This is a genomic window from Sediminibacterium salmoneum NBRC 103935 (assembly GCF_000511175.1).
Lineage (GTDB): Bacteria > Bacteroidota > Bacteroidia > Chitinophagales > Chitinophagaceae > Sediminibacterium > Sediminibacterium salmoneum.
Genome location: NZ_KI866530.1, coordinates 2,817,410 through 2,830,644 on the forward strand (window position 1 = coordinate 2,817,410; position 13,235 = coordinate 2,830,644).

At 40.8% G+C, this 13,235-nt stretch carries 12 protein-coding genes; 11 read left to right on the forward strand and 1 reads right to left on the reverse strand.

Going from position 1 to position 13,235, the window contains the following annotated elements:
- The first annotated feature begins 1 nt into the window (after position 1).
- Genes P767_RS0113130 through P767_RS0113180 form a run of 11 tightly spaced genes read left to right on the forward strand, consistent with a single transcriptional unit; the run spans position 2 to position 12,638 of the window.
- Positions 2–1,156: an aspartate aminotransferase family protein gene (locus P767_RS0113130; RefSeq protein ID WP_026764882.1), complete on the forward strand. Its 1,155-nt coding sequence runs from the start codon at positions 2–4 to the stop codon at positions 1,154–1,156.
- Positions 1,156–2,124 (forward strand): N-acetylornithine carbamoyltransferase, encoded by a 969-nt coding sequence (locus P767_RS0113135; RefSeq protein WP_026764883.1) that lies wholly within the window; start codon positions 1,156–1,158, stop codon positions 2,122–2,124. Before P767_RS0113130 ends, P767_RS0113135 begins: the two co-directional genes overlap by 1 nt.
- A 5-nt stretch (positions 2,125–2,129) precedes the next feature.
- Positions 2,130–2,912, forward strand: coding sequence for an acetylglutamate kinase (gene argB, locus P767_RS0113140; protein ID WP_026764884.1), 783 nt, complete (start codon positions 2,130–2,132; stop codon positions 2,910–2,912).
- Entirely contained in the window at positions 2,905–3,972 is a 1,068-nt protein-coding gene (locus P767_RS0113145) for a M20 family metallo-hydrolase (RefSeq protein ID WP_026764885.1), read from the forward strand. Before argB ends, P767_RS0113145 begins: the two co-directional genes overlap by 8 nt.
- Entirely contained in the window at positions 3,969–5,303 is a 1,335-nt protein-coding gene (gene argH / locus P767_RS0113150; RefSeq protein WP_026764886.1) for an argininosuccinate lyase, read from the forward strand. The genes P767_RS0113145 and argH overlap by 4 nt, the downstream gene beginning before the upstream one ends.
- A 41-nt stretch (positions 5,304–5,344) precedes the next feature.
- Positions 5,345–6,094: an FKBP-type peptidyl-prolyl cis-trans isomerase gene (locus P767_RS0113155; RefSeq protein ID WP_071840092.1), complete on the forward strand. Its 750-nt coding sequence runs from the start codon at positions 5,345–5,347 to the stop codon at positions 6,092–6,094.
- A 17-nt stretch (positions 6,095–6,111) separates the two neighbouring features.
- A complete protein-coding gene (kbl, locus tag P767_RS0113160; protein WP_026764888.1) occupies positions 6,112–7,299 on the forward strand; it encodes a glycine C-acetyltransferase in 1,188 nt (395 codons plus the stop codon).
- Between the two features lie 11 nt (positions 7,300–7,310).
- Positions 7,311–8,087, forward strand: coding sequence for a penicillin-binding transpeptidase domain-containing protein (locus P767_RS0113165; protein ID WP_026764889.1), 777 nt, complete (start codon positions 7,311–7,313; stop codon positions 8,085–8,087).
- Positions 8,088–8,102: 15 nt separating this feature from the next.
- Positions 8,103–10,121, forward strand: coding sequence for a (E)-4-hydroxy-3-methylbut-2-enyl-diphosphate synthase (gene ispG, locus P767_RS0113170; protein ID WP_026764890.1), 2,019 nt, complete (start codon positions 8,103–8,105; stop codon positions 10,119–10,121).
- A gap of 19 nt (positions 10,122–10,140) precedes the next feature.
- On the forward strand, positions 10,141–11,739 hold the full coding sequence (gene nadB, locus P767_RS0113175) for an L-aspartate oxidase (protein WP_026764891.1): 1,599 nt from the start codon (positions 10,141–10,143) through the stop codon (positions 11,737–11,739).
- A 2-nt stretch (positions 11,740–11,741) separates the two neighbouring features.
- The gene (locus tag P767_RS0113180) at positions 11,742–12,638 is read left to right on the forward strand and encodes a lysophospholipid acyltransferase family protein (protein ID WP_026764892.1); all 897 of its coding nucleotides are present in this window, start codon (positions 11,742–11,744) and stop codon (positions 12,636–12,638) included.
- Positions 12,639–12,653: 15 nt separating this feature from the next.
- On the opposite strand, the gene P767_RS18920 is transcribed toward P767_RS0113180, so the two are convergent.
- On the reverse strand, positions 12,654–13,235 hold a 582-nt coding region (locus P767_RS18920; RefSeq protein ID WP_245586889.1), incomplete at its 5' end, for a rhodanese-like domain-containing protein.

The window sequence follows — 13,235 nt, forward strand, 5'->3', positions numbered from 1 at the left end:
CATGAAATTATTTGATGTATATCCGTTGAACAATATTACCATTACCAGGGCACAGGGCTCTTATGTATGGGACAACGAAGGTGTTCAGTATCTGGATATGTACGGAGGCCATGCCGTAATAAGTATTGGTCATACACATCCACATTGGGTGCAGCGAATTGAAACACAATTAGAAGCCATTGCTTTTTATTCCAACTCTATTCAGATTCCTTTGCAACAGGAATTGGCTGATAAATTAGGTGCGTTAAGCGGGAAAACAGATTACCAGTTATTTCTTTGCAACAGTGGAGCAGAAGCCAATGAAAATGCATTGAAACTGGCGTCTTTTTACACGGGCAGAAAAAAAGTGGTTGCTTTTTCCAAATCTTTTCACGGACGAACTTCTCTGGCAGTTGCGGCAACAGATAATCCCGCCATTGTTGCACCTGTTAATGAAACAGATAATATACTATTTCTTCCCTTTAATGATGAAGCCGCATTACAGGATTGTTTTAAAAATCACGGAAATGAAATTGCAGCAGTAATCATAGAAGGAATTCAGGGAGTAGGTGGAATTGTTCCAGCCAGCGTTTCTTTTCTGCAACTGATAAGATCTTTGTGTGATGCTTCAGGTGCCGTTTATATTGCAGATAGCGTGCAGTGTGGTTATGGTAGAACGGGTCAGTTCTTTGCACATGATATTGCAGGTGTGAACGCGGATATTTATTCTATGGCCAAGGGAATGGGAAATGGATTTCCTGTTGGAGGTATATTGATTGCGCCCCATATACAGCCTAAGCATGGCATGCTGGGTACTACATTCGGGGGTAACCACCTGGCTTGTGCAGCAGCCCTTGCAGTACTGGAAGTAATGGAGAAAGAACAGCTGATTGAAATGGCCAAGCAAAGAGGCATGTACCTGATGAATCAGCTAAAGCGTATTGAGGCGATTGAAAATGTAAGAGGCAGAGGACTCATGATTGGATTTGATGTGCCTGAACGTTTAAAAGGGTTAAAAAAATTATTGCTCGATAAATACAATGTTTTCACAGGTGAAGCCAAGCCGAATGTAATAAGACTATTACCCTCGCTGGCATTATCAAGAAAACAGGCCGATGAATTTTTGGAAGCATTAACAGAAGCAATAGCTGAACTTGAAAATCCCCCAGTAGCATAATGAAGCATTTTATTTCGGTATCGGATGTAGATAATGTTGGCGCTTTGGTTGCTAAAGCATTACAATACAAGTTAAGTCCTTATGCAGATTTGCATTTGGGAAGAGGTAAAAGAATTGGCTTGTTATTTTTAAATCCAAGCCTGAGAACCCGATTGAGTACACAGGTGGCTGCGAGCAATTTAGGAATGGAAGCCATTGTTTTTAATGTAGACAAAGAAGGCTGGGCGCTTGAATTTCAGGAAGGTGCCGTGATGAATGGAACAACCGTTGAACATATTAAGGATGCTGCCCCTGTTTTAGGTCAGTATTTCGACATACTGGCAATTCGTACTTTTCCTTCTCTGAAAAACAGGGAAGATGATTATAGCGAGTTGTTTATTAAGCAATTCATCCGTTTTGCAGGGGTGCCTGTAATTAGCCTGGAAAGTGCTACCCTCCATCCTTTGCAATCATTAACCGATCTGGTAACCATTCAGGAATCATTGGTTCAGCATCCATTGCCCAATAAAAAGCCCAAAATAGTGCTTACCTGGGCTCCACATATTAAACCATTGCCTCAGTGTGTTGCCAATAGTTTTGCAGAGTGGGTAAATGCATGGGGTGGTGCCGATTTTGTTATTACACATCCGGAGGGCTATGAGCTGGATGAGAAATTTACCAATGGAGCAACCATTGAATATGATCAGCAAAAAGCCTTATCAGGAGCTGATTTTGTATATGTAAAAAACTGGAGCAGTTATCAGCAGTATGGTCAGGTGCTTTGCTCAGATACCAACTGGATGTTAACCAATCAGTCAATGCAAATTACCAATGAAGCAAAAGTGATGCATTGTTTGCCTGTTCGTAGAAATATTGAACTGAGTGACGAGATTTTGGACGGTGAAAACAGTCTGGTTACAAAGCAGGCAGGCAACCGGGTCTGGGCAGCACAGGCTGTTCTGGCTGAAATACTAAATGCACATAAATAAATTGTATGAAACCCTTATTCATCATAAAGATTGGCGGCAATATTGTTGATGATGAAATGGCACTGGAATATTTCCTGAAGTCTTTTGCTGAAGTAAAATTGCCTAAAATACTGGTGCATGGTGGAGGTAAACTCGCTACCAGGGTGGCAGAAGCCATGGGGGTTCAGCAACAGATGATAGAGGGAAGAAGAATAACCGATGCAGAAACCCTGAAAATTGTTACCATGGTGTATGCAGGTTATATTAACAAGAATATAGTTGGCAAACTTCAATCTCAAAACAATAATGCAATTGGAATAACCGGTGCGGATGCAAACGCCATTCTTGCACATAAACGCCTTGCCAAAATTGATTATGGATATGTGGGAGATGTGGATAGCGTAAATACTGATTTTTTTCTGCAACTATTAGAGAAGGATATGGTGCCGGTTGTTGCTCCCATTACCCATAATGGTGAAGGACAATTATTAAATACCAATGCAGATACAATGGCGCAATCCATTGCCACTGCATTGGGCAAATTGTATGATGTTACTTTAATTTATTCTTTTGAAAAGTCTGGCGTTTTGTTAAATGTGCAGGATGAATCTTCCTGTATTGCTGTATTAACACCGGACTATTATCAATCGCTCAAAGAAAAGCAGCTCATTTTTGCAGGAATGATTCCTAAATTAGACAATGCCTTTGCCGCAATTGATGCAGGGGTTGCCAAAGTGATTATTGGTAATGCTGCCGTACTTCCCGATTTAATGGAAGGTAAGGCTGGAACAACTATTCAATATGGCTGATATAAAAGCACTATATAATGACTCACTTACTCTTTTGCGGGAGCTGATTTCCATTCCTTCCTTTAGCAAAGAAGAATTAAATACCGCAAACGCCATTGAAAAATTCCTCATCGAACAGGCCATTCCTGCCAATAGACATTTAAACAATGTATGGGCAGTGAACCAGTATTTTGATGCGAATAAGCCCACCATTTTATTAAACTCTCATCATGATACGGTTAAGCCAAATGCCGGATATACAAAAGATCCCTTTGCGCCGCTAATTGAATCAGACAAGTTATTTGGCTTAGGCAGTAACGATGCAGGTGCCTCTCTTGTATCCTTAATTGCTGCTTTCATTTATTATTATCCACAACAAAATCTGAGGTACAATCTTGTATTGGCTGCAACCGCTGAGGAAGAAATTTCGGGACTCAATGGTATAGCAGCTTTGATCCCCCTGTTGCCTTCACCTGCATTCGCCATTGTAGGAGAACCTACTTTGTTGAATCTGGCTATTGCTGAAAGAGGATTGCTGGTAATTGACGCCAAAGCAAAAGGAATTGCCGGACATGCGGCAAGGGAAGAGGGAGAAAATGCCTTGTACAAAGCCGTAAAAGATATTCAGTGGATGCAGCAGTATCAGTTTGAAAAAGTAAGTGAATGGCTGGGTCCGGTTAAAATGACGGTCACTTCATTTAATACAGATAATAAACAGCACAATGTGGTTCCTGCTACTGCCGAATTTATAATTGATATCCGCGTAAATGAATTATACAGTTTCGACGAAATACTGGAAACCCTGTCTGCCAATTTGCAGAGTGAGTTTGCGCCCCGGAGTACCCGTTTAAAGTCTACTGGTATTCCGGTTGATCATCCAATAGTGCAGGCTGGTTTACAACTGGGTAAAACCTGCTATGGAAGTCCTACCACGAGTGATAAGGCGCTGATGCCTTTTCCTGCATTAAAAGTAGGGCCTGGCGATAGTGCAAGAAGTCATACAGCAGATGAGTTTATTTATTTGCATGAAATTAATAATGGAATTGAATTTTATATAAACCTTTTAAAGCAGGTGCTATGAAATTATGGAGTAAGGAAAATACAGCCACTACCATTGCTGTTGAACAATTTACTGTAGGCAAAGACAAAGATTTTGATGCCCTGCTGGCACCCTTTGATGTATTGGGTTCCATTGCACATGTAACGATGCTATCGCAGATTGGTCTGTTAACTTCAGACGAAAAAAATCTGTTGGTAAAGGTGTTGCAGAAGATATATCTGCAGGTTGCTGAGTCCGGTTTTTCCATACCGGAAGGCGTAGAAGATATACATTCATATGTAGAATGGTTACTGACTCAGCAATTGGGTGATTTGGGAAAGAAAATTCACAGTGCCAGAAGCAGAAATGATCAGGTGCTGGTTGATATTAAATTATACCTGAGAAATGAAATTAAAAAGATTGCAGAGCAAACTCAGTCTTTGTTTCATTTGTTACAAACACAAAGTGAAAAGTACAAGAATCATTTATTACCGGGGTATACGCATTTACAACTGGCCATGCCATCCTCCTTTGGTCTTTGGTTTGGTGCCTATGCAGAAAGCCTGGTAGATGATTTGATTGTGCTGGAAGCAGCTTATCAGATTGTAAATAAAAACCCGCTGGGGTCTGCTGCAGGATATGGATCTTCCTTTCCCATTAACCGGACTCTTACTACAGAACTGCTTGGATTTGAGCATTTAAACTACAATGTTGTATATGCGCAAATGGGTAGAGGTAAAACAGAAAGAATTGTTGCTGCAGCACTCGCCAATATAGCCGATACATTGGCCAGAATGAGTATGGATGCCTGTTTGTATCTGAATCAGAATTTTGGTTTTATTAGTTTCCCTGCTCATCTAACAACTGGTTCGAGCATCATGCCACACAAAAAAAATCCGGATGTTTTTGAATTAACCAGATCCTATTGTAACCGAATCAAGGCCCTGCCCAATGAAATTACATTAATGACTGCCAATCTGCCTTCTGGCTACCAACGTGATTTGCAATTATTAAAAGAACATTTGTTCCCTGCATTTACTGAATTGAATAATTGTTTGCAAATGATGGAGTTGATGATCAGTAATATATCGGTAAAGGAAAATATTGCTGATGCGGAACAATACCAGTTCATGTTTAGTGTAGAAGAAGTTAATAAGCTGGTTCTGCAGGGCGTGCCCTTCAGAGATGCCTATCAGCAGGTAGGAAATGCCATTGAAAAAGGCCAGTTTTCTTATTCAACCCAGATTAACCACACCCACGAAGGGAGTATTGGAAATTTGTGTAATGCCGAAATTGACCAAATGATGGATACCGTATTGAAAAGGTTCCAATTTAGCAAAGCCACAACAGCCATCAACGCACTTTTGGCTTAACTTGTGCGCCTATTTAACTAATCAGATATATAAATAATCAAATGAAAAAAATTCTTTTCCTATTTCTTTTAGGCGGCTATTCTCAGTTTGTAATGGCTCAGGTGAAGCCAGTAAATAAGGGTGCTTCAACCCCTGCCAAATCAAAAGCTGCTGTTAAGCCGGCAACCAATGCCAAAGCAGCTCCTTCTGCCTTTAAATCGGTTGCGGATAGTGCCAGCTATGCTTTGGGTTTCAGAATTGCCCAGAACTTAAAATCCCAGGGATTAGATCCATTGGTGGCAGCTCAGTTTCAGAAAGGTATGTCAGACGCTTTTGGAGGTAAGAAAACCCAGATTGCCGACGAGGTATTAGACCTTTGCATTGGGAATTACCAGCAAAAATTAAGTTCAGCAAAAGCATCCGTAGCCAAAGATGCCGGGAAAGCTTTTCAGGCTCAGTTAGCTAAAAAGCCCGGAGTGGTAACCCTGCGTTCCGGTTTACAATACGAGATTATTAAAAACGGTACCGATACCATTAAACCTACCCTTTCCAATACCGTAAAATGTCATTATCATGGAACTTTGATTAATGGAGATATTTTTGACAGTTCAGTTGAAAGAGGAGAGCCTGTTAGCTTCCCTTTAGGTAATGTGATTTTAGGCTGGCAGGAAGGTCTGCAGTTAATGACAGTTGGCAGCAAGTGGAAATTTTATATTCCTTCTGATCTAGCTTATGGTGATCAGCAAAAAGGAGATAAAATTGTACCCGGATCCCTGCTTATTTTTGAAGTTGAATTGTTAGAAGTTAAATAATCAATTAATCCAAGGTTATGAATGAAGCATTTGTTTCCCGTATAGCTGCTGAGTTAAAAGAAATTGAATCAGCCGGTCTTTTCAAAAAAGAAAGAATTATTACCAGTGAACAGGGGCCTGAAATTGTGGTAAATGGGAAGAATGTGTTGAATTTTTGTGCCAATAATTACCTGGGACTTTCTTCGCATCCGGATGTAATTAAAGCGGCACATAAAGCTATTGATACACATGGTTACGGTATGAGTAGTGTGCGTTTTATCTGCGGCACGCAGGATATTCATAAAGAACTGGAGAAGAAATTAGCTGAATTTTTGGGTACAGAAGATACCATTTTATATGCGGCTGCCTTTGATGCCAACGGTGGCGTATTTGAACCTTTGTTTGGTGAAGAAGATGCCATTATAAGTGACGCATTAAACCATGCATCTATCATAGATGGGGTTCGTTTGTGCAAGGCCAAACGTTTTCGTTATGAACATAACAATATGGAAGACCTGGAAGCGAGGCTAAAAGAGTCTGCCAGTTGCAGAAGCAGGATTATTGTAACCGATGGTTCATTCAGTATGGATGGTACCATTGCACAGTTAGATAAAATCTGTGACCTTGCTGATCAGTATGATGCCATTGTGATGATAGACGAATGCCATTCTTCGGGTTTCCTTGGTAAAACAGGAAGAGGTACACATGAGTACAGAGGAGTGATGGGAAGAATTGATATTATTACAGGTACACTAGGAAAAGCGCTGGGTGGAGCGAGTGGTGGTTTTACTTCAGGCAGAAAGGAGATTATTGAAATGCTTCGTCAGCGAAGCCGTCCTTATCTTTTCTCCAACACAGTAGCGCCCAGTATTGTAGGTGCTTCAATTGCTGTGCTTGATATGCTTACCTCTGCAACCACCTTAAGAGATAAACTGGAATACAATACCAAATATTTCAGAACCAAAATGACGGAAGCTGGTTTTGATATTAAACCAGGTGACCATCCCATTGTGCCCATCATGTTATACGATGCAGTAGTAGCTCAGAATTTTGCTGCCAGGTTATTGGATGAGGGTGTTTATGTAATTGGTTTCTTTTATCCTGTAGTAGCCAAAGGTTTGGCCAGAATCAGGGTTCAGTTAAGTGCGGCACATGAACAGGCACACCTGGACAAAGCCATTGCTGCTTTTACCAAAGTTGGGAAAGAGCTAGGCGTAATTAAATAATACTAACAACAATGAGATATTTTATTGGTGCGGTTTTAGCAGCTTTTCTTTTAAATGCCTGCTCTCCGAATAATGTTCAGGTAAACAATGAATTGGGTAAGTACTTTGATTCTGCCAGTGTAAAAGGAAGCTTTGCCTTATTTAATAATGGTACGGGAGACTTTGCCATTTATAATTTAAACAGGTACAAAGACTCTGCCTATTCTCCGGCAGGAACTTATAATATTGTGCATTCTTTAATTGCCTTGGAAACGGGTGTTGTTTCAGATGAAAACATGACCATTCAGCTGGATTCGGCTGTTTCCATGGAGACCGCATTTAAACAATCCGTTGATCCTTATTTTCAGGAAGTAGCCAAAAGAATTGGGAAGGATACCCTGCAGTTCTGGCTGGATAGCCTTGCTTACGGAAATCATCAGATTGGAAAATCCATAGATAGTTTCTGGCTGAATAATACCCTTAAGCTTACTGCGGATGAGCAGCTGGGTTTGGTAAAGAAATTATTCTTTAATCAGTTGCCTTTTCAAAAGAGGACCCATGAGATTGTAAAAAAAATGATGTTGCAGGAATCCAATGCCAACTATCAGCTCAGCTATAAGGATGGATTAACCCCTCTGGAAAACGGAAAGCAGCTGGCCTGGGTGGCAGGTTGGATTGAAGAGAACAAACACCCGTATTTCTTTGTTTTGAATCTGGAAGGTCCTTCAAACAGTCAAATGACCGGAATATCCAAAGATCTGCTAAGAAAAATTTTAGCGAATCAGGGTTTCTTTGAAGGCAAAAGATAAACCGAACGATATTTTATGCAACATTACTGTCATTCACTTACTCAATACAAAAGACTGAAAACCCGTGAAGTTAAAATAGGGGATTTATTGCTGGGTAATGGCCACCCGATTCGGGTACAGACAATGACAACTACCGATACCATGGATACCATGGCTACGGTTGAGCAAACCATCCGTTGCATAGAAGCCGGTGCAGAACTGGTAAGAATTACCGCTCCTTCTAAAAAAGAAGCAGAGAACCTGCTGAATATTAAAAATGAATTGCGCAAAAGAGGATACAATACCCCATTGGTTGCGGATATTCATTTTACGCCGAATGCCGCTGAAATTGCCGCGAGAATTGTAGAAAAAGTAAGGGTGAACCCAGGCAATTATGTAGACAAGAAAAAGTTTGAACAGATAGATTATACAGATGCAGAATACCTGGAGGAAATTGAACGCATTCGTGAACGGTTTACCCCACTGGTAAAAATCTGTAAAGAGCATGGAACAGCCATGCGTATTGGTACCAACCACGGATCGCTTAGCGACAGAATCATGAGCCGCTATGGGGACACTCCAATTGGGATGGTAGAAAGTGCCATGGAGTTTTTAAGAATTGCCCGTGCAGAAGACTATCACAATATTATCCTGAGCATGAAAGCCAGTAATCCTCAGGTAATGGTGCAGGCATACCGATTGCTGATACAGCAAATGCAAGCTGAATTTGGAGAATGCTATCCTTTGCATTTAGGGGTAACCGAAGCAGGGGATGGCGAAGACGGTCGTGTAAAAAGTGCTGCAGGTATCGGAACCTTACTGGAAGATGGAATTGGGGATACCATACGTGTTAGCCTAACCGAAGATCCCGAACTGGAAATTCCTGTTTGCAAGGACCTGGTTAAACGCTACGATTACGCCAATAGAAAGGGTATTACAACAGGTAAAGTGCCGGACATTGAGAAACTGCCTTATGATCCCTTTCATTACACCAGAAGAAAAACTTTCGCAGTTAATAATATAGGAGGGAATCAGGTGCCTGTTGTGATTGCAGATTTCAGTAAAATTGAAAATATTACTCCCGAACATCTTCAGTCAATTGGTTACCAGTACGATCCGGTTACGGATAAATGGGCCATTGGGGATGCTGCTGCGGATTATATTTTTACCGGACATCAGCTGCTTAGTTTTGCTTTACCAGGCACATTAAAAGTGATTGTTTATCCGGCTACTTATGCTCAGGCAGCAGATAAAAAAAGTTATTTCCCTATTTTCGACAGAGTGGGCTTTGCAAGTGCTACAGTAAAAAGTGAAGGAATCAATTTTGTAATGATTGATTGTTTTAACGATGTCACACCTATTAATGATTATAGCTTCTTAACAGATTTTGCCAACGACAAGTCGGTGGTACTTTGTTTAAGCAGTACCAATGGCAATGCCGTTCAGTCTGTAAGAAGAATGATGATGGAACTGATGGTGCAGCAAATTCAGAATCCGGTTGTATTGATTACAGACAGTAACTGGAGTTCAGTGGACGAACACCTGATACATTTTGCAACAGAAACAGGTTCTTTGTTATTGGATGGTTTTGGAGATGGAATTTGTTTAGGCATGCATGCAGACAGCTATGCACTGCAGCAAAAGGAAGGACTTTCTACCTCAGGAAGAAATTATCTGAGCAATACTTCAGTAGAGCAGTTTATTAATTCCTCTGCCTTCAGTATTCTGCAGGCCAGCAGAACAAGAATTTCCAAAACGGAATACATCAGTTGCCCCAGTTGTGGAAGAACCCTGTTTGATTTGCAGGAAACAACGGCAAAAATCAGAAAAGTAACCAATCACCTGAAAGGCGTTAAAATTGCCATCATGGGATGCATTGTAAATGGTCCGGGTGAAATGGCGGATGCCGATTTTGGATATGTAGGAAGCGGAGTTGGCAAAATCACTTTGTACAAAGGCAAAGACATCATGAAGCGAAATATTGACAGTGAAATTGCCGTAACAGAATTAATCAATTTGCTAAAAGAACACGATGCCTGGGTAGAACCAGCTTAGTGAGCAATTAATCAAGGATATGATACAAACTGATTTTTTGGTAATAGGATCTGGTATTGCCGGGCTGACCTATGCATTAAAAGTTGCGCAGAAATATCCTGAGAAGACCATAACGGTCATTACCAAAACACAGACGGACGAAACCAATACCAAATATGCCCAGGGAGGTATTGCAGGTGTGTGGGACGAAACAAGAGATAGTTTCAGTAAGCATATCGAAGACACATTAATTGCCGGTGATGGTTTGTGTAATAAAGAGATTGTTGAGATTGTAGTTAAAGAAGGTCCGGAAAGAATCAGAGAAATTATTGAGTATGGTGCTGCTTTTGATAAAGACGAAGCGGGTATTTATAGTTTAGGAAAAGAAGGCGGCCATAGTGAAAACAGAATATTACATCACAAAGATGTTACAGGTATGGAAATGGAGAGGGCATTGCTTTCTCAATTGTCTGCATTACCAAATATTCAATTATTGAATCATTGTTTTGTAGTAGACCTTATTACGCAGCATCACCTGGGATACCTGGTAACAAAGTCTACGTTGGATATTACCTGTTATGGGGTATATGTATTGAATCTGCAACGCAATCAGATTGAAAAAATAGTTGCCAAAATTGTACTGCTTGCCACAGGAGGCTGTGGCCAGGCGTATAGAACTACAACGAATCCTAAAATTGCAACGGGTGATGGGGTTGCCATGGTTTACAGAGCAAAAGGTAAAATAGAGAACATGGAGTTCATTCAGTTTCATCCGACTGCATTGTATGAACCGGGCGTATCTCCTTCTTTTTTAATTACCGAAGCGGTAAGAGGGGATGGCGGTATTCTGAGAAATAAATCGGGCGAAGCGTTCATGGAAAAATACGATTCCAGAAAAGATCTGGCTCCCCGTGATATTGTAGCCCGTGCCATAGATAACGAAATGAAACGCACCGGTACAGAGTATGTATACCTGGATTGCAGACATATGGATAAGGAAAAATTTATCCATCATTTCCCGAATATTTATCAGAAGTGTTTGATGATTGGTATTGATGTAATGCAGCAAATGATTCCTGTTGCTCCTGCTGCACATTATAGTTGTGGGGGGATTAAAACCGACGAATGGGGCAGAACCTCTATCCGTAATTTATATGCCTGTGGAGAGTGTGCCAGCACGGGATTACATGGAGCCAATCGCCTGGCCAGTAACAGTTTGCTGGAAGCGATGGTATTTGGACATCGCTGTTTCCTTGATAGTTGTGAAAAAATAGATCAGCTCTCATTTATGAATAGTCTTCCGGACTGGAATGCACTGGGCACAGCTGAACCTCGTGAAATGATTCTGATTACACAGAGTCTGAAAGAACTACAACAGATCATGAGTGATTATGTGGGGATTGTAAGAACGGATGTGCGACTCAGCCGAGCTATGAAAAGGCTGGATTTGTTGTTTGAGGAAACAGAACAGTTGTATCGGTCTACCAAAGTATCGCCACAGTTATGCGAGTTGAGAAATTTAATTACTGTTGGATACCTTATTGTAAAAGGAGCACAGTTCCGCAAAGAGAGCAGGGGCCTGCACTATAATACGGATCATCAGGAAAAGAGTGCTATTTTACAGAACATTATTCTCTAGCAATGTATTACATAATATTTCCCTTATTCTATCTTCTGTCGTTGTTGCCATGGTGGCTGATGTACCTGATTGCAGATGGGTTGTATGTAATTGTCTATTACTTTTTGGGTTACAGGAAGAAAGTGGTTTTTCATAACCTGCAGATTGCTTTTCCTGAGAAATCGGATAAGGAAAGAGAGAGAATTGCAAAGGATTTTTATCACAATTTCATTGATACCATTGTTGAAACCATTAAAATGATATCCATCAGTAATCGCACGCTGAATAAAAGGATGGGTGCGAATATTGAGGTGTTGAATGCATTGTATGATACCGGCAAAAATGTTCAGTTAATGGCCGGACATTTTTTTAACTGGGAGTACCTTAACCGCTGGTTACCCCTGCATAGTAAATTTCCATTTGTTGGTGTGTATCAGCCTATGTCTAATAAAACAATGGACAGGATTCTTTACAATATGCGTGCAATCAACGGAACCATATTAATTCCAACCAAACATTTTAAAAATCAGTTTCATCATTACGTGAAGGATCGATATGCGTTGGGTCTGGCTGCAGATCAGAATCCGCCAAGTGACCTGAAAGCCCATTGGGTACCATTTTTCAATCGTTTAACTCCTTTTATACCGGGTCCGGAAAAAGGGGCAAAAATGAAGGATACCCATGTGGTGTTTTGTCATTTCTACAAAGTAAAACGCGGGTATTATCAGATTCACTTTGAACTTATAACAGATGCCCCCCGTTCATTTAAAGATGGAGAACTAACCCGATTGTTTGCACAAAAAGTAGAAGCAGCTATACGGCTAAAGCCAGCCAATTATTTATGGAGCCATCGCAGATGGAAGTTCACTTATGATGCTGCAAAGCATGCACATTTAGTAGTGGAGCCATCCAATGGCTAAAGCCTAATGAATAATTTAGTTTAGCGCCGCTTCCGTTTTTTCAAATTTGAATTTACCGGGTAATTGTTTGATGGCATCGAATCCGCCAACTACATTTCGGATATTGTGTATGCCCTGGCGCTTGATTAGTGAAGCTGCAATTACACTTCTGTAACCGCCTGCACAATGTATGTAAATATTGTACTGTTCTTCCAGGTTGGCCATACTACCCGGATCATTTAACTGGTCCAATGGTATATTAAGGGCCTCTTTTACATGTTCGTTGGCATATTCTGTTTCCCTTCTTACATCTACAATAACCAGGTTATCGTCAAAGGGCATATCCATGGCCAGTTCATCTGCTTCCACATCAATAATCATATCGATGGGTTCTCCTGCTTCCTGCCAGGCAGCATATCCACCGGATAAATAGCCAGCAATTTTTTCAAATCCAACCCGGCTTAATCTAATCAGGGATTCTCTTTCTTTTCCTGGTTCAGCAACAATTAGTATTGGGGCTTCAAAGGATAGAAGGGTTCCTGCCCATTCTGCATATCTTCCATTTAAACCAATATTGATGGATCCCGGAACAAAGCCCATTGTAAAATCGGCTACGGG